This window comes from Buchnera aphidicola (Hyalopterus amygdali) (assembly GCF_964059015.1).
GTDB classification, from domain to species: domain Bacteria; phylum Pseudomonadota; class Gammaproteobacteria; order Enterobacterales; family Enterobacteriaceae; genus Buchnera; species Buchnera aphidicola_BN.
On the sequence record NZ_OZ060383.1, the window covers coordinates 121,269 to 137,703 of the forward strand.

At 24.0% G+C, this 16,435-nt stretch carries 15 protein-coding genes; 14 read left to right on the forward strand and 1 reads right to left on the reverse strand.

What is annotated here, in order from left to right; all coding sequences use genetic code 11:
* The first annotated feature begins 7 nt into the window (after positions 1 to 7).
* From AB4W74_RS00605 to tyrS, 4 genes are all read left to right on the forward strand, one after another.
* The gene (locus AB4W74_RS00605) at positions 8 to 694 is read left to right on the forward strand and encodes an electron transport complex subunit E (protein ID WP_367682081.1); all 687 of its coding nucleotides are present in this window, start codon (positions 8 to 10) and stop codon (positions 692 to 694) included.
* The gene (nth, locus tag AB4W74_RS00610; RefSeq protein ID WP_367682082.1) at positions 687 to 1,316 is read left to right on the forward strand and encodes an endonuclease III; all 630 of its coding nucleotides are present in this window, start codon (positions 687 to 689) and stop codon (positions 1,314 to 1,316) included. The genes AB4W74_RS00605 and nth overlap by 8 nt, the downstream gene beginning before the upstream one ends.
* 25 nt (positions 1,317 to 1,341) lie before the next feature.
* A complete protein-coding gene (gene priA / locus AB4W74_RS00615) occupies positions 1,342 to 3,534 on the forward strand; it encodes a primosomal protein N' (protein ID WP_367682083.1) in 2,193 nt (730 codons plus the stop codon).
* Positions 3,535 to 3,667: 133 nt separating this feature from the next.
* The gene (gene tyrS / locus AB4W74_RS00620; protein ID WP_367682084.1) at positions 3,668 to 4,951 is read left to right on the forward strand and encodes a tyrosine--tRNA ligase; all 1,284 of its coding nucleotides are present in this window, start codon (positions 3,668 to 3,670) and stop codon (positions 4,949 to 4,951) included.
* 16 nt (positions 4,952 to 4,967) lie between these two features.
* Here the strand turns inward: tyrS and AB4W74_RS00625 are convergent, their stop codons facing one another.
* Positions 4,968 to 5,360 (reverse strand): iron-sulfur cluster assembly accessory protein, encoded by a 393-nt coding sequence (locus tag AB4W74_RS00625; RefSeq protein WP_367682085.1) that lies wholly within the window; start codon positions 5,358 to 5,360, stop codon positions 4,968 to 4,970.
* 194 nt (positions 5,361 to 5,554) lie between these two features.
* Here AB4W74_RS00625 and ydiK point away from each other — a divergent pair, with 194 nt between their 5' ends.
* From ydiK to queA, 10 genes are all read left to right on the forward strand, one after another.
* Positions 5,555 to 6,649 carry an AI-2E family transporter YdiK gene (ydiK, locus tag AB4W74_RS00630; RefSeq protein ID WP_367682086.1) on the forward strand — a complete coding sequence of 365 codons (1,095 nt, stop codon included), beginning with the start codon at positions 5,555 to 5,557 and terminating at the stop codon, positions 6,647 to 6,649.
* 422 nt (positions 6,650 to 7,071) lie between these two features.
* The gene (locus AB4W74_RS00635; protein ID WP_367682087.1) at positions 7,072 to 8,118 is read left to right on the forward strand and encodes a 3-deoxy-7-phosphoheptulonate synthase; all 1,047 of its coding nucleotides are present in this window, start codon (positions 7,072 to 7,074) and stop codon (positions 8,116 to 8,118) included.
* Between the two features lie 135 nt (positions 8,119 to 8,253).
* The gene (thrS, locus tag AB4W74_RS00640) at positions 8,254 to 10,182 is read left to right on the forward strand and encodes a threonine--tRNA ligase (RefSeq protein ID WP_367682088.1); all 1,929 of its coding nucleotides are present in this window, start codon (positions 8,254 to 8,256) and stop codon (positions 10,180 to 10,182) included.
* Between the two features lie 3 nt (positions 10,183 to 10,185).
* Positions 10,186 to 10,725: a translation initiation factor IF-3 gene (gene infC, locus AB4W74_RS00645; protein ID WP_367682240.1), complete on the forward strand. Its 540-nt coding sequence runs from the start codon at positions 10,186 to 10,188 to the stop codon at positions 10,723 to 10,725.
* A gap of 72 nt (positions 10,726 to 10,797) precedes the next feature.
* Positions 10,798 to 10,995 carry a 50S ribosomal protein L35 gene (gene rpmI, locus AB4W74_RS00650; RefSeq protein WP_367682089.1) on the forward strand — a complete coding sequence of 66 codons (198 nt, stop codon included), beginning with the start codon at positions 10,798 to 10,800 and terminating at the stop codon, positions 10,993 to 10,995.
* A 39-nt stretch (positions 10,996 to 11,034) separates the two neighbouring features.
* On the forward strand, positions 11,035 to 11,391 hold the full coding sequence (gene rplT, locus AB4W74_RS00655; RefSeq protein WP_367682090.1) for a 50S ribosomal protein L20: 357 nt from the start codon (positions 11,035 to 11,037) through the stop codon (positions 11,389 to 11,391).
* 144 nt (positions 11,392 to 11,535) lie between these two features.
* Positions 11,536 to 12,525 carry a phenylalanine--tRNA ligase subunit alpha gene (pheS, locus tag AB4W74_RS00660; RefSeq protein ID WP_367682091.1) on the forward strand — a complete coding sequence of 330 codons (990 nt, stop codon included), beginning with the start codon at positions 11,536 to 11,538 and terminating at the stop codon, positions 12,523 to 12,525.
* Between the two features lie 9 nt (positions 12,526 to 12,534).
* The gene (gene pheT / locus AB4W74_RS00665; protein WP_367682092.1) at positions 12,535 to 14,955 is read left to right on the forward strand and encodes a phenylalanine--tRNA ligase subunit beta; all 2,421 of its coding nucleotides are present in this window, start codon (positions 12,535 to 12,537) and stop codon (positions 14,953 to 14,955) included.
* 4 nt (positions 14,956 to 14,959) lie between these two features.
* Complete coding sequence (locus AB4W74_RS00670; RefSeq protein ID WP_367682093.1) at positions 14,960 to 15,262, forward strand: integration host factor subunit alpha; 303 nt, start codon at positions 14,960 to 14,962, stop codon at positions 15,260 to 15,262.
* Positions 15,263 to 15,334: 72 nt separating this feature from the next.
* Positions 15,335 to 16,408, forward strand: coding sequence for a tRNA preQ1(34) S-adenosylmethionine ribosyltransferase-isomerase QueA (gene queA / locus AB4W74_RS00675; RefSeq protein WP_367682094.1), 1,074 nt, complete (start codon positions 15,335 to 15,337; stop codon positions 16,406 to 16,408).
* The last annotated feature ends 27 nt before the right edge of the window (positions 16,409 to 16,435 follow it).

Genomic DNA, 16,435 nt, shown 5'->3' on the forward strand with positions numbered 1-16,435 from the left:
TATATATATGAAACTAAAAAAATTTTTACAATATAGAATATGGGAAAATAATTCTTCTTTAGTCCAACTTTTAGGTTTATGTCCAGTTTTAGCTATGACCACAAATTCTGTTAATGCTATAGGATTAGGATTAACAACTACCGTTATATTAACTATTACAAATGTTATTATTTCGATTTTTAAACTTTTTATACCTAAAGATATTCGAATTCCTATTTATATGATTGTTATTTCTTCAATGGTAACATGTATAGAAATGTTGTTACATGCTTATCAATTTAGTTTATATCAATCATTAGGTGTTTTTATTCCATTAATAGTAACGAATTGTATTATTGTTGGAAGAGTAGATTTTATTGCTTATAATAGTTCTATTTTTATTTCTTTTTTAGATGGCATATCAATAGGAATAGGATCAACATTGGCAATGTTTGTAGTTGGTTCTATACGTGAAATTTTAGGAAATGGAACTTTTTTGTTTGGTATAAATAAAATTTTTAAATTTTTAAATGATTTATCTTGTTTTACGCTAATAGATAAAAAATATACAATAATTTTAGCAATTTTGCCTCCAGGTGGTTTTTTTATATTAGGTTTTTTAATTGCTTTTAAAAATTATTTAGATTTAAGAAAAAATAAAACAAATAATGAAAATTGTTTACAATCTTGTAAATTAAAAAAATTTTATGAATAAAAAAAAACGTTATGAAATTTTATTTTTATTTTTTAAAAATAATCCTAATCCTAATACAGAATTAATTTTTTCTTCCGCTTTTGAATTATTTATTGCGGTCATTTTATCTGCGCAATCTACTGATATAATGGTTAACAAAGTTACTAGTATTTTATTTAAAGTTGCGAATACTCCTCAAGATATCCTAAATTTAGGATTCGATAAATTAAGACACTATATTAAGAGTATCGGCTTAAATAATAGAAAAGCTTCTTATATTATAAATAGTACATTGTTAATTATAAATAAATATAAAAATCAAATTCCATCAGATCGTTGTGCATTAGAATCTTTGCCTGGAGTAGGTAGAAAAACAGCGAATATTCTCTTAAATATATTATTTCAAAAAAAAACGATCGCAGTGGATACTCATGTATTTAGAGTTGCTAATCGAACTGGATTTGCTAAAGGTAAAAACGTAATTGATGTTGAGAAAAAAATGTTAAAAGTTGTACCATCTCTTTTTAAGAAAAACATTCATTTTTGGTTTGTTTTACATGGTCGATATATTTGTACTGCACGTCAATTAAAATGTAAAATATGTTTAATAAAAAAATTATGTGAATTTAATAAAAAACAATAAATATTAAATTTTTATAGGTACATAAGTGATTATTGTAAAAGTTGTTTTACCTGTTCCAATTAGAGAATGTTTTCAATATTTTATGCCTAAATCTATGATTCCTATTATTGGAGGACGTGTCATTGTTCCATTTCGTTCTAAAGATACAATAGGAATTGTAATGTCGTTTTATAATCAAAAAAATACAAATGAAATAAATTTACAATTTATTAAATCATCTATTGATAAAAAATCAATTTATAATGATGTTTTATTACGTGTTTTAACATGGTTAAGTAAATATTATTATATTCCTATAGGAAATGTTCTTTTTTCAATTTTGCCTAAATATTTAAGAAAAATATTTTTAATAAATAATACAAACTATAATTATTCTATATCGTTAAGTGAAATTAAAAAGAAGAATACCAATAAATTTAATTTAATAAGAATAATAACAAAATTTTGTCCTATATTTTTTCCAAATAAACATGGTATTTACAATCAAGATATAGAACAATTTTATTTGTTTAATTTTTATATAATAGAATCCATTTCTAAGAAGCAATTCAAAAAATTTTTTTGCTATAAAAATGTCTTCTGTATTGGGTTTAATCATATAATCAAAAAAAATTTTTTTTTAAATAAAAAAATTATCACCCCCATTAATAAAATTTTAATTAAAAATTGTTTTTCATCTTGGTTAATAACTAAAACTAGTTTGCTTTTAAAAATAAAATTTTATTTAGGATTAATTAAAGAAATTTTAAAAAAAAATTTACAAATTTTAATTTTGGTCCCCTTTATTAAGGATATATATAAAATATTATTTTTTTTAAAAAAATATTTTAATATACGTATTGATATTATTCATCCTGAATTAAATGATGAAATATATTTAAAAAAATGGTTGCGAACAAAAAATGGTCAAAATAACATTATCATAGGAACAAAAAATAGTATTTTTTTTCCATTTTTAAGATTAGGATTGATTATTATTCATGAAGAACATCACTTAAAGTATAAAAATTTAGATAAATATAAATATAACGTTAGAGATATAGCAGTATTAAGAGCCTATAAAGAAAAAATTCCAATAATTTTAGATTCTAATACCCCCTCTTTAAAAACATTGCATAATATTTTACATAAAAAATGTTCTTATATTAATTTTGTTAACAAGAAAAAATTTATTTTTTTAAAAAATAATATTATTGATTTAAAAAAAGAGAAAATAAAGTTTGGTTTATCTTGGACTTTAATTAACGAAATTTTTAATAATATAAAAAAAAATAATTCAGTATTATTAATTTTTAATAAATTTAGTTTTTTTTTATTTGGTGTAGTATGCAGTAATTGCAAATGGATAGCAAAATGTCATATTTGTAACAACTACCTAGAAACAAAAAAGTATGACAATTTTTTATTTTGTCGAAATTGTATTATTAGTTTAAAAAAACCATATTCTTGTTTTATTTGTGGATTTTTTTCTTTAAAAGTATTTAATTTTGGTCTAAAAACAATAAAAACTAGCTTAAAAAAAATTTTTTATACTATACCATTGTTTTTTTTATTTAATATTAAAAATATTGAAACAAAACAATTAAAAATAAAATTTTTTAAATTTCCTAATTTCTCACCCTGTCTGATTATTACTACTGAGAAAATTGTTTATAATTATTACTTTCCTAATGTAAAATTTATCGCTTTAGTAAATGTTGATCATTATTTGTTCTCATTTCATTTCCGTGCTATAGAATACTTTTTACAGTTTTATTTTAATTTAATTAATTTAATTGGAAAAAATGAAAAACTATTAAAAATATTAATACAAACATCTTTTCCTAATAATAAATATTTATTAGAATTAAATAATATTGATTACTTTTCATTTGCACGTAATCTTTTCTTTGCAAGAAAAAAACATTTTTTACCTCCTTGGAGTATTCAAGCAACTCTTTATTCTGAAAGTAAAATTTTTGAAAAAAGTTTTATTTTTTTAAAATTTATACGTTTTATTTTAAAGAAAAAATCTAAAAAAGATAATGTTTTTTTTTGGTTTTTTGGACCATATCCAAATTTTTTATCAAAAAATAAAAAAAAATATTTTTATCAGTTATCAATACATTGTTCTTCAGGTCTTTATCTGAAAAATGCACTTCAAGAATCACTTGATATTGTTCAAAATTTTGATATATCAAGAAATGTTAAATGGTTTGTAGATATGGATGTGAACTAAATATAGTATATTTTTTATAAATAAAATATTCTTAATTTTCTTTTATACTTTTATATTTTCTTTATTTTCAATAAAAAAGAGGTTAAAATATTTTTATAAAAATTTTTTTAGAACATTTTAGACAAGGATTTAAATGAATAAAATTAATTTAATTGATGAATTACATAAGAGGAAATTAATATTTCATATTACAAATGAAATAAAGTTTAAAGAACTCTTGAATAAAAATGTCGTTTCACTTTATTGCGGATTTGATCCTACTGAAGAAAGTTTACATATAGGACATTTACTTCCCTTGATGATGTTAAAACGATTTCAATTAGCGGGTCATAAGCCTATTGTACTAATAGGAGGGGCAACAAGTCTGATTGGAGATCCTAGCTTTAAAAAAAAGGAACGATTTTTAAGCAAAGAAAGTGTAATTGATAAATGGACTGTAAAAATAACTAAACAAATTTCATTTTTCTTAGATTTTAATTGTGGTACTAATAGTGCACTTATATTGAACAATAATTCATGGTTTAAAAAAATTAATATTTTATCTTTTTTACGTGATATTGGAAAACATTTCTCGATTAATACGATGATTAATCGAGAAGCTATTAAGAAACGTATTCAGAGAGTGGAACAAGGTATTTCTTTTACGGAATTTTCATATAATTTATTACAGGCATATGATTTTTTTATTTTAAATAAAAAACATCAAGTATCTTTGCAGATTGGAGGTTCTGATCAATGGGGAAATATTTCTTCAGGTATGCATTTAATACATCGATTATCTAAAAGAGAGGCTTATGGTTTAACTGTCCCCTTGCTTATGCAAAATAATGGTATGAAATTTGGTAAAACAGAATCAGGAACTATTTGGTTAGATCCTAAAAAAACTTCTCCGTACAAGTTTTATCAATTTTGGATGAATATAGATGATGCTAATGTTTACTATTTTTTAAAATTATTTACTTTTATGGATCTAAAGGAAATAAAGAGAAGAGAACAAAATAAAAATATAAATAACCAAATTATTTATGATAAAGCTTTATTAGCTAAAAAAATTACTTCTTTAGTACATGGAGAAAAAAATTTGTTAGCTGCAGAAAGAATCACAAATGTACTTTTCTTTAAAAATATTGAAGATATAAAAATATCTGATTTACAACAATTAAAAAAAGATGGTATACCCGTACTTGAAGTTTATAAAATGAAAGATTTACAAGAAGCATTGGTATTTTCTTCATTATCTAAATCTCGTACTCAAGCAAAAAATATGATTTTATCACACTCTATTTCAATTAATACTAAAAAAATAACAAATAAAAATCATGTATTTAATGAAAATGATAAATTATTTAATCAATATACTCTAATTTCTAGAGGGAAAAAAAATCATTGTCTTATTTTTTGGAAAAGAATGATTTAAATTAATTTAATATTCTTCAATCAATTGAAAAACTTTCTCCACAACCACAAAACTTTTCTATCCTAGGATTATAATATTTAAAAATTGAGTTAATATTATCTTTTATAAAATCAATTTTAATTCCATCTAAAAATACTATTTCTTGTAAAGAAATATATACTTTAATATTTTTGCACTTAAATAGTATATCAGTACTTTTTTGTTTTTTTATAACTTCTTTATGTTTTACTAATTTCATTGTATAACGAAATCCTGCACATCCAGATTTCTTTATTCCTATTTTTATCCCCTTATTTTCTTTATTTAAGCTAATTAAAAATAAAATTTGTTTTGCTGCATTATCAGTGATATAAATGCCTTTCCATTTATTCTGATTTGGTAAATATGTACTTATTTTTTTTATTTTCATATTTTTTATTTTAAGTATACATAAATATATAGAAATATAATTATATAGAATATTTCTATGTTTTAAGAAAATTATTTTTATTAATTATTTTATAAATTTTAATGTTATAATTATTTAAATTAAAAAGATTATATAGTACAAATTCGTTTTGCAAATTTATTTATAATATAAAAATATTGAGGTGAAACGATTATATGCAAAATCCAAAAGAAACAATGGATTTATCGCAGTTTATTTTATCACTAATATTTATTATTTCTATAAGTATTACAAGTTTTTTAATTGCTCAACCTTTTATACTTGGTTTTTCTTGGGCTAGTATGATTGTCATTGCAACTTGGCCTCTTATGTTAAAAATACAAAAGTTTTTAGGTGGTAAACGACTAATTGCTGTTATTAGTATGATTGTAATTTTATTGCTATTATTTATAATACCGATTGTTTTTTTAGTAAATAGTTTAATTAAAACTAGTATTCCATTAATTCACTGGTTTAGTTCGAATACTTTAGAATTTCCAGAATTAATATGGCTTCAAGACATACCTATTATTGGCAAAAAAATATTTATTAGCTATCAAGAATTATTAGACAGTGATGGAGGCGAATTAATTCGAGAAGTTAAACCATATATGGGACGTACAACTGAATTTTTTATCATTCAAGCTAAGAATTTTGGTTTGTTTATTGTACATTTAACATTAATGCTATTATTTAGTATTTTATTATATTGGAATGGAGAAAAAATTAGCAATTATATTCGTCAATTGGCTTTTCGAATCAATTCTCGAAATGGATATGCTATTGTTGCACTTTCAGTTCAAGCAGTTAGAGCAGTTGCATTAGGTGTAGTTGTTACAGCTTTAATTCAAGCTTTTTTATCTGGTATAGGACTATTAATATCCGGTGTTCCATATTGGACATTATTAATGATTTTAATTGTTTTTTCTTGTTTAATACAATTAGGTCCTTTACCGATTTTAATACCTTCTGTTATATGGCTTTACTGGAACAGTAATACGACTTGGGGTACGGTATTATTAATTTGGAGTTGTTTTGTTTTTATATTAGATAATATATTAAGACCTTTTTTTATACGCATAGGATCAGATTTACCTACTTTTCTTATCTTATTAGGCGTAGTAGGTGGGTTACTTGCATTTGGCATGATTGGATTATTTATCGGTCCTGTTTCGTTGGTAATATTATATCGTTTAATCATATCTTGGCTATATGGTATTTCAATCGCTACTTTTTTAGAAAATAAAAATTTTAAATCTAAATTTAATTAAATTTATGTTAATATCATAATTCTAAAAAATATCACATAATAAAATGATGTAATTTAATCTATGATATTATATAAAGTAAATAGAATAAAAATTTTCGCGTAAGAAATTAATAAATTGTGATATTATATAAAATAATATAATTATTTTCCAGAAATCAATAAATTATATTTATATTTATTTGATAAGTAGGAAATTGATAATTTCGTGCAATTATTTTTTTAAATTTCTATGTTGATTTTATTTCGTATTTAAACTTCTATCATTTTATTTTTAACTATACTATTGAACTAATTTTTCCTAATATTATAATTTATATTATTTCTAAAAAATTATTAGAAATAGCTTTATAACTGGTTAGTTTATCGTGATTTTATCACATCTTGCTATTCTTTTCAGGATAAAAAATTCATTTAGAGAACAAAATGAAAAAAACAGATGAACTACGTACAATACGAATAGATCCATTGATAACCCCATCTGAATTAGCAAAAAAATATGCTATTACTTCAGATATCATGGATAACGTCATTATAACAAGACAAAATATAGCGCGTATTATGACTGGAGAAGATTTGCGTTTACTTGTTGTAATAGGTCCATGTTCTGTTCACGATCCTATAGCTGCAGTGGAATATGCGCATCGATTATGTGAATTACGTAAAAAATATCAAGATCGTCTTGAAATCATCATGCGTACATATTTTGAAAAACCGAGAACAGTGGTCGGTTGGAAAGGATTGATTTCAGATCCAGATTTAAACGGTAGTTTTAGAGTAAATCATGGACTTTCTGTTGCACGTAAATTATTATTAGATATTAATTCATTAGGAATGCCTGCAGCAACAGAATTCTTAGATATGGTAATTGGTCAATTTATTGCAGATTTAATTAGTTGGGGCGCAATTGGAGCTAGAACTACTGAGAGTCAAATTCATAGAGAAATGGCTTCAGCACTTTCTTGTCCAGTAGGATTTAAAAATGGTACAGATGGAAATATACGTATTGCAATTGATGCTATTAGAGCTGTAAAAGCACGTCATTTATTTTTAGCTCCGAATAAAGACGGACAAATGACTATTAATCATACCAGTGGAAATCCCTATGGACATGTTATTATGAGAGGTGGTCGCACTCCCAATTATCATGCTCATGACATTGATTTAGCAATAAAATATTTACGTGAATTTAATTTGTTAGAATATCTAATGATTGATTTTAGTCATGGTAATTGTTTAAAAGAACATATTCGTCAAAAAGATGTGGCTAAATCTATTTCAAAACAAATTTCTCAAGGTTCTAAATTTATATTTGGCGTAATGATTGAAAGCTTTTTAGAAGAAGGATTTCAAACTGTCAAAGAAAATAAACCATTAATATATGGAAAGTCAATTACTGATGCTTGTTTAAATTGGGAAGACAGTGTCTTAATTATAAAGCAATTAGCCGACGCAGTAGATACTCGTTTTTAGTTGACATAAATGCTAGTCAAAGGTTTGACTAGCATATTCTTATTTCTTCTAAAAAAAACTTTTATTAATAATTTATAAAAATATTTTTTTAAATTATATAAAAAAAATAACATTTTTCAGTTAAGGATCTAAAAAATGCCTGTAATAAGATTTTGTGATGGAAGTCAGCAGGTATATAAACATTCAATCTCATTAAGAGAAATTATAGAAAGAAATAAATCTAGTATAATAGAATCTCTTATTGCTATTTCTGTTAATAATAATTTTGCAAATTTAAACACTTTAATCACAGAGGATTCTTCGATATCGTTTTTTACCAAACAAGATTATGAAGCCTTGCATGCGATTCGATATTCATGTATACAACTTTTAAGTTATGCCGCAAAAAAGACTTGGCCATCATGCCAAGTGGGAGAAGGCAACATTACAAAAAATGGTTTTTATTGTGATTTTTATTTTCAGAATAGTATTACAGAAAAAGATCTTTTAATATTACAAAATAATATGCAAGATCTTATAAAACGAGAATATATTATATCTAATAAAGATATTTCCTTTGATCAATTATGTAAAATTTTTAAAAATAAGTCAGAAATATATAAAATTCGCTTGTTAAAAAAATATATAAATAAAAAAAACTGCATATCATTATATTATCATGAAAATCATATTGACATTGATATAGGACTACAAGTTTTTAATATAAAGTTTTGTAAATATTTTAAATTACAAAAAATTAGTGGCGTTTATTGGCAAGGTGATCACAAAAATAAAATTTTTCAGCGCGTTTATGGTACTGCTTGGTCAACTGAACAAGAATTAGATAAATATTTAAATTATGTCCATGAGTTAGAAAAAAGAGATCATAGAAAAATTGGAAAGTTTTTAAATTTATATCATATGCAAAATGAATCACCAGGTATGGTTTTTTGGCATAAAAATGGTTGGATAATTTTTAATGAGTTAGAGAAATTTGTTCAAGAAAAGTTAAGAGAATATAAATATGAGGAAGTAAAAACACCTTTATTAATAGATAAATCAATATGGGAAAAAAGTGGTCACTGGGATAATTATAAAAATGCTATTTTTACTACCCTTTCGGAAAATCGAGAATACTGCATTAAACCCATGAATTGTCCTGGTCATGTTCAAATTTTTAACTATGGATTAAAATCTTATCGAGATTTACCTATTCGTATGGCTGAGTTTGGAAGTTGTCATCGTAATGAACCATCAGGATCATTACATGGTCTTATGAGAGTTCGTAATTTTACTCAAGATGACGCACATATATTTTGTACAAAAGATCAAGTACGTTTTGAAATAAATAATTGTATTAAGATGATATATGATTTATATAATATATTTAATTTTAAAAAAATATTAGTAAAGTTTTCCACTCGACCAAAAAAACGAATTGGAGATGATTGTATTTGGGATCGTGCAGAAAAAGATTTGTCTGATGTATTAATAGAAAATAATTTATCTTTTGAATATCAAAAAGGGGAAGGTGCTTTCTATGGTCCTAAAATTGAATTTATTTTGCAAGATTCTTTAGGCAGAAATTGGCAATGTGGAACGATACAACTTGATTTTTATTTGCCTATGCGTTTAAATGCATTTTATATCAATAAATATAATGATCGAAAACATCCTATAATAATTCATCGAGCTATATTAGGTTCTATAGAAAGATTCATTGGAATATTAATTGAAGAATATTCAGGTCATTTGCCAACATGGCTGTCTCCAGTTCAAGTAGTAATACTCAGTATTACCGATAAACATGTTGAATATGTCAAGAAAATACTTAAAAATTTTTCTAATATTAATATTAGAGTTGAAATAGATTTAAGAAACGAAAAAATAGGTTTTAAAATTCGCGAACACACTTTACGTCGAATTCCATATATATTAATTTGCGGGGATAAAGAAATTCAATCTAAAAAAGTTTCTGTTAGAACTAGAAATAATAATAATTTTGGAACTTTAGACTTGAATATTTTTATTCAGAAATTAAAGAAAGAAATTTTTACTCGTAGTTTTCATCAAATGGAGGGATAAAGTATTAAAGTCGGAAAACGAATTCAATTAACTCGGGCACATCGTATTAATAATGAGATCCGTGCCGTTAAAGTGCGTCTTACAAGTACTGAAGGCAATCAAATTGGGATAGTTAATTTACGTGAAGCGCTCGAAAAAGCTGAGGAATTAGGGTTAGATTTAGTAGAAATTAGTCCAAATGCAGAACCTCCAGTTTGCCGTATTATGGATTATGGAAAATTTCTTTATGAAAAAAGCAAATCTTCTAAAGAACAGAAAAAAAAACAAAAAATAATTCAAGTAAAAGAAATTAAGTTTCGTCCAAGCACAGATGAAGGAGATTATCAAGTTAAGTTACGCAATTTAATTCGTTTTTTAGAAGATGGAGATAAAGTTAAAATTACCTTGCGTTTTAGAGGTAGAGAAATGGCACATCAAAAATTAGGTGTTAAGGTTTTGAATAGAGTAAAAAATGATTTAATCGAGCTAGCTATCGTTGAATCATTTCCATCTAAAATTGAAGGTCGTCAAATGATTATGGTTTTAGCACCAAGGAAGAAATAGTAATTTTTGACTAAACATATTTAGATATAAATATATAACTTCTTTTTCTTTTCATAATTTAATGAAACATTTATGCCAAAAATTAAAACTTTAAAAAGCGCATCAAAGCGATTTAAAAAAACTGCATCTGGTCAATTCAAGCGTAAGCAAGCAAATTTACGTCATATTTTAACAAAGAAAACAACAACTAAAAAAAGACATCTTCGTCCTAAGGTTTTAGTTTCAAAAGGAGATATAAGCAAAGTTAGATCTTTTTTGCCATATGTTTAAATTAATTCTTAATAAAATATACACACAGGAAGTATATCAATGGCTCGTGTAAAACGTGGCGTCACTGCTCATGCTCGCCATAAAAAAGTTTTAAAACAAGCAAAAGGTTACTATGGAGCTCGTTCTCGTATTTATAGAGTTGCATGCCAAGCAGTGATTAAAGCAGGACAATATGCTTATCGCGATAGACGTCAAAGAAAAAGACAATTTCGTCAGTTATGGATCACACGCATTAATGCTGCTGTTCGTCAAAGTGAAATGTCTTATAGTAATTTTATATACGGATTAAAAAAAGCTTCGATTAACATTGATCGGAAAATATTATCTGATATTGCAATATTTGATAGTTTTTCATTCAAGATATTAATTGAAAAAGCAAAATTAGCTTTATCATAAATAGCGTCTTGCTTAATAAATATGATAAAAACACATTTTTTTCTGTATTTTAAATATAAAACACACTAAGCTTCCTTTATGGAAGCTTTTTAATATTTTGACTATATAAGTAGTAAACTAAAAAATATAAAAAGAATACATAATATGTTGACTTTAAAAAAAATATTTAAATCTCTAACAATAGAAATTAAAAAATCGTCTGAAATAAATGAATTAAATGCAATTCGAATTAAATATTTAGGGAAAAAAGGCGTTTTTTCTAATTGCATAAAAAATTTCAAAAGTTTTTCTTTTGAAGAAAAAAAGAAATATATTATCATGTTTAATGATATTAAAAAAAAAGTCATATCTGAAATTAATGAAAAAAGAATAGAACTAGATAATGTTCTTTTATATAAACGTATTAAAAAAGAAAAGATTGATGTATCTTTACCTGGACGTCGTCTAGAACATGGTTCTATCCATCCTATTAATTGTAGTTTAAACAATATAAAAATATTTTTTTCTAAATTAGGATTTGAATCAATTCACGGTCTTGAAATAGAAGATGAATATCATAATTTTGATGCATTAAACATACCTAAAAATCATCCTTCACGTAATCATAATGATACGTTTTGGTTAGATAGTGATCATTTATTAAGAACCCAGACTTCTAGTATGCAAATTAGAATTATGAAAAAAGAAAAACCACCTATTAGGTTTATTTTTCCTGGTAAAGTATATAGAAATGATTATGATTCCACACATACACCTATGTTTCATCAAGTTGAAGGTTTAATAGTTGAAAAAAATATTAATTTTTCTAATTTAAAGTGGATTATATATAATTTTTTGTATGATTTTTTTGATAAGAATATTTCTATTAGATTTCGTCCATCTTATTTTCCATTTACCACTCCTTCAGCGGAAGTGGATATCATTACTAATGATAAAAAATCATTAGAAATATTAGGTTGTGGAATGGTTCACCCTATAGTTTTAAAAAATGTTAATATTGATCCTCATATTTATTCCGCTTGTGCATTTGGTATCGGTGTAGAAAGAATTACTATGTTACGTTATGGTGTTTCTGATCTTCGTTCGTTTTTTGAAAATGATATAAAGTTTATAAAACAATTTAAATATATTTAGTGAGAAAAAATGAAATTCAACGAAAAATGGTTGCGTGAATGGATAAATCCGAAAATAAGTAGTACTACTTTAATAAATCAAATTATTGAGTCTGGAATAGAAGTAGAATCAGTTAATAATTTTAATCCCATATTTAATGGGGTATTAATTGGCGAAATAATTGAATGTATTACCCATCCGAAAAAAAGTGATTTAAAAATAGTAAAAGTAGATATAGGTAATAAAAAATATTTAAAAATTGTATGTGGTGCATTGAATTGTCGTAATAATATTAAAGTAGTTGTCGCAACTATTGGTAGTACTTTACCAAATGGACTAAAAATTAAAATAAAAAAAATACAAGATGAAAAATCTGAAGGTATGTTATGTTCTTTTTTTGAATTAGGCTTATTTAATTTTTCTAAAAGTATTATTGAAATTTCTAAAGATGTTCCTTTAGGAAAAAAAATTAATGATGTTTTTTCATTAAAAGATACATTTATTAAAGTTGCAACTACATCTAATCGTCCAGATGGTTTAAGTATTTTAGGTATAGCTCGTAATTTATCTGCTATAAATAATTTAGCAATTACTTCTTTAAAAAAAACAATTTTTCCAGTAAGTATTACAGACAAATTTTTAATTAATATTGAAATTAAAGAAAAAAACATTAAATTCTTCGGAAGAATTATTAAAGATATTAATATTAATGCTGATACTCCATTTTGGATGAAAAAAAAATTATTTTTTTGTAATGTATTATCAGATAATGTAATTGAAAACATTCTTAATTATGTTTTAATAGAAATTGGTCAACCATTAAATGTATTAAATGCAGATAAAATAAATGATTCAATTTATGTACGTATGGCCAAAAAAAAAGAATTTTTAATTTTAAAAAATAAATCTAAAATAATTTTAGATGAAGATATATTAGTTTTTTCTGATAAAGAAAAAATACTATTTATACCAGGTAACATTAATTCTCATCTTTTAGAATTGAATAAAAATAGTAATAATATATTTTTAAGTTCATATTCAGTTGAAAAAAAATTATTTTTTAATCTTTTAAAGAAAGTTAGTATCAATAGTATTTTAGATTACCATAATCATGGTATTGATCCATCACTTCAAAAATATGCAGTAGAATATGCAACAGATTTAATTATTAAAATCTGTGGTGGTCAAGCAGGGCCTATTACTGAAAAAAAATCTAATTTTAGTTCTTTATCTTGTTTAAAGAAGATAAAATTATATCATAAAAATTTTAATAATCTTATAGGTTTTTTTGTTGATGCTTCTATTATTTTAAATATTTTATCTAAACTTAAATATAAAGTATATTTTCAAGAAAAATACTGGGATGTACTTCCACCTAATTGGCGATTTGATATTTTAATTGAAGAAGATGTAATAGGTGATATATTACGTATATATAATTATAATAATATTCCACTTAATCCTTTAAAAGAAAAATTTTTTATTAAAAATGATAAAAAAAAGAAAATATATTTAAAAGACATTTTATTGGATCAAGCTTCTATGCTACTTGTACATAGAGGTTATTATGAAGCTATAAACTATTCTTTTATTAATCCTACTCTACAGAATGATATTGTTCCAAATCAAAATAAATTATTAATTACCAATCCTATTTCTAAAGATTTTTCATCTATGCGCGCATCGTTATTGCCAGGTCTGCTAAAGACAGTTTCCTACAATAAAAATCGTCAACAAGAAAGTATTAAATTTTTTGAAAGAGGATTTTGTTTCTCAGTTGATAAATCAAAAATACTTGGTATTAAACAAGAGATGTTTTTAGGAGCTGTAATAAGTGGTTTTTCTAATAAAGAAAATTGGTATTCTATTAAAAGAAAAACAGATTTTTATGATTTGAAGGGTGATTTAGAGTCGTTGTTAGAGCTAGTTTGTGGATTAAATAATTTTGAAATTAAACATGAAGAAATATTAGGTTTACATCCAGAACAAAGTGCAAAAATATATATAGATAATAAATATATTGGCAAAATTGGGAAAATTCATCCAAAATCAGAAAAAAAATTAAATGTAGATAGTTCTACATTTTTATTTGAAATATCATTTAGTTGTATTTCAAAATTAAATAGTCTAAATATAAAAGAAGTGCATAAAATAGAAGAAGTTTCTAAATTTCCTACAAGTCGTCGTGATATATCTATATTAGTACCAAATGATGTTTCCTTTATAGATATTATAAAAACGTGTAAAGATTTCTTTTTTAATAAAAAAGTAGAAATTAATTTATTTGACGTATATGTCTCTAAAGAAGAATCTAATCAAGAAAAAAGTTTAGGGATTAGTTTTATATTCCAAGATCACAAAAAAACTCTAAAAGAAGATGAAATTAGCTTCATGCTTAATGCTTGTATAAAAATATTAAAAAATAGATTTCAAATAGATTTAAGAAGGTGAGTTTATGGTGCTTACAAAAAATAAAATTTCAGAAAATTTATTTGAAAAATTACAGTTAACTAAACGTGACTCAAAAGAATTTGTCAATTCCTTTTTTGAGGAAGTTAGAAAATCTTTAGAAAATGGAGAAGATGTTAAGTTATCTGGATTCGGTAATTTTCAATTGAAAAATAAAAAAGAACGTCCTGGTAGAAATCCTAGAACAGGAGAAAAATTTCTTATTACTTCAAGATGTGTAGTAACTTTTAAAGCTGGTCAAAAATTAAAAAATAGAGTTGAAAATTATTCAATAAAAATAAAATCTTAATAAGATTTTTATATTTTATTATATAAAATTTATTTATAATAATAAATATTGTCTTTCTTTAAGAAATTAAATATGCATCTTAGTCATTTTTCTTTTGAAATACCACAATCGCTTATAGCTTTTTATCCTTGTTTAGTTCGTAGAGAATGTCGTTTACTAATGATTAATGGTGAAACAGGAAAAATAAAGCACAAGTTTTTTTTTAATCTTATAAATGAAATTAATCCTGGTGATTTAATTATTTTCAATGATACAAAAGTAATTTCTGCTCGTTTATTTGGTTATAAATCAAGTGGAGGTAAAATTGAAGTTTTATTAGAGAGAATATTAGATAAAAACAGTATTTTAGCTCGAATTAAATCATCAAATCAAATTAAAATTAATTCTTTTTTATTCTTTGGCAAAAAAAATGAAATAAAATCTTTTGTCGTGGATTATCAATCTCCTTTTTATAAAATTAAATTTATTAATATAAAATATTCAATTATGAAGATTTTTACAAATTTAGGTATTATACCCTTGCCTCCTTATATTAAGAGATTGAATAAAAAAATAGATTTAAATCTTTATCAAACTGTTTATAATAAAGAATTTGGTTCTATTGCAGCACCAACTGCCGGTTTACATTTTGATTGGCAATTATTAGAAGAATTTAAGAAAAAAGGAGTTAAAATAGGTTTTTTAACATTACATATTGGAAGTGGAACATTTCAACCTATTAATACTGTACATATAGAAAATCATGTCATGCATTCTGAATTAGCAATAGTGTCTTCAAATTTAATTCAACAAATAAAATTATGTAAGAAAAATGGTGGTCGTGTAATTGCTGTTGGTACTACTACTTTACGTGCCCTAGAAAGCGTATATCATTCAAGTGCATGGAACAATACAGAAGATTATATCGCAGAAACTAATTTATTTATATATCCTGGTTATAAACATAGTGTTGTAGATGGTTTAATCACTAATTTTCATTTTCCTAAATCAACATTAATAATATTAGTATCTTCATTTCTAGGATACAAAAATACTATAAATGCTTATTTTGAAGCAATTAAAAATAATTATCGATTTTTTAGTTATGGAGATGCTATGTATATTACACATAATACATCTGCTCCGTATGAAATATTATCAACCTAGTGTAATCTTATAATTTATTAAAAATTA

Bases quoted from the DNA above. Each gene is read 5' to 3' on its own strand.
- AB4W74_RS00605 (WP_367682081.1), top strand. From the start codon at position 8: ATGAAACTAAAAAAATTTTTACAATATAGAATATGGGAAAATAATTCT.
- nth (WP_367682082.1), top strand. From the start codon at position 687: ATGAATAAAAAAAAACGTTATGAAATTTTATTTTTATTTTTTAAAAAT.
- tyrS (WP_367682084.1), top strand. From the start codon at position 3,668: ATGAATAAAATTAATTTAATTGATGAATTACATAAGAGGAAATTAATA.
- AB4W74_RS00625 (WP_367682085.1), bottom strand. From the start codon at position 5,360: ATGAAAATAAAAAAAATAAGTACATATTTACCAAATCAGAATAAATGG.
- ydiK (WP_367682086.1), top strand. From the start codon at position 5,555: ATGCAAAATCCAAAAGAAACAATGGATTTATCGCAGTTTATTTTATCA.
- AB4W74_RS00635 (WP_367682087.1), top strand. From the start codon at position 7,072: ATGAAAAAAACAGATGAACTACGTACAATACGAATAGATCCATTGATA.
- thrS (WP_367682088.1), top strand. From the start codon at position 8,254: ATGCCTGTAATAAGATTTTGTGATGGAAGTCAGCAGGTATATAAACAT.
- rpmI (WP_367682089.1), top strand. From the start codon at position 10,798: ATGCCAAAAATTAAAACTTTAAAAAGCGCATCAAAGCGATTTAAAAAA.
- rplT (WP_367682090.1), top strand. From the start codon at position 11,035: ATGGCTCGTGTAAAACGTGGCGTCACTGCTCATGCTCGCCATAAAAAA.
- pheS (WP_367682091.1), top strand. From the start codon at position 11,536: ATGTTGACTTTAAAAAAAATATTTAAATCTCTAACAATAGAAATTAAA.
- pheT (WP_367682092.1), top strand. From the start codon at position 12,535: ATGAAATTCAACGAAAAATGGTTGCGTGAATGGATAAATCCGAAAATA.
- AB4W74_RS00670 (WP_367682093.1), top strand. From the start codon at position 14,960: ATGGTGCTTACAAAAAATAAAATTTCAGAAAATTTATTTGAAAAATTA.
- queA (WP_367682094.1), top strand. From the start codon at position 15,335: ATGCATCTTAGTCATTTTTCTTTTGAAATACCACAATCGCTTATAGCT.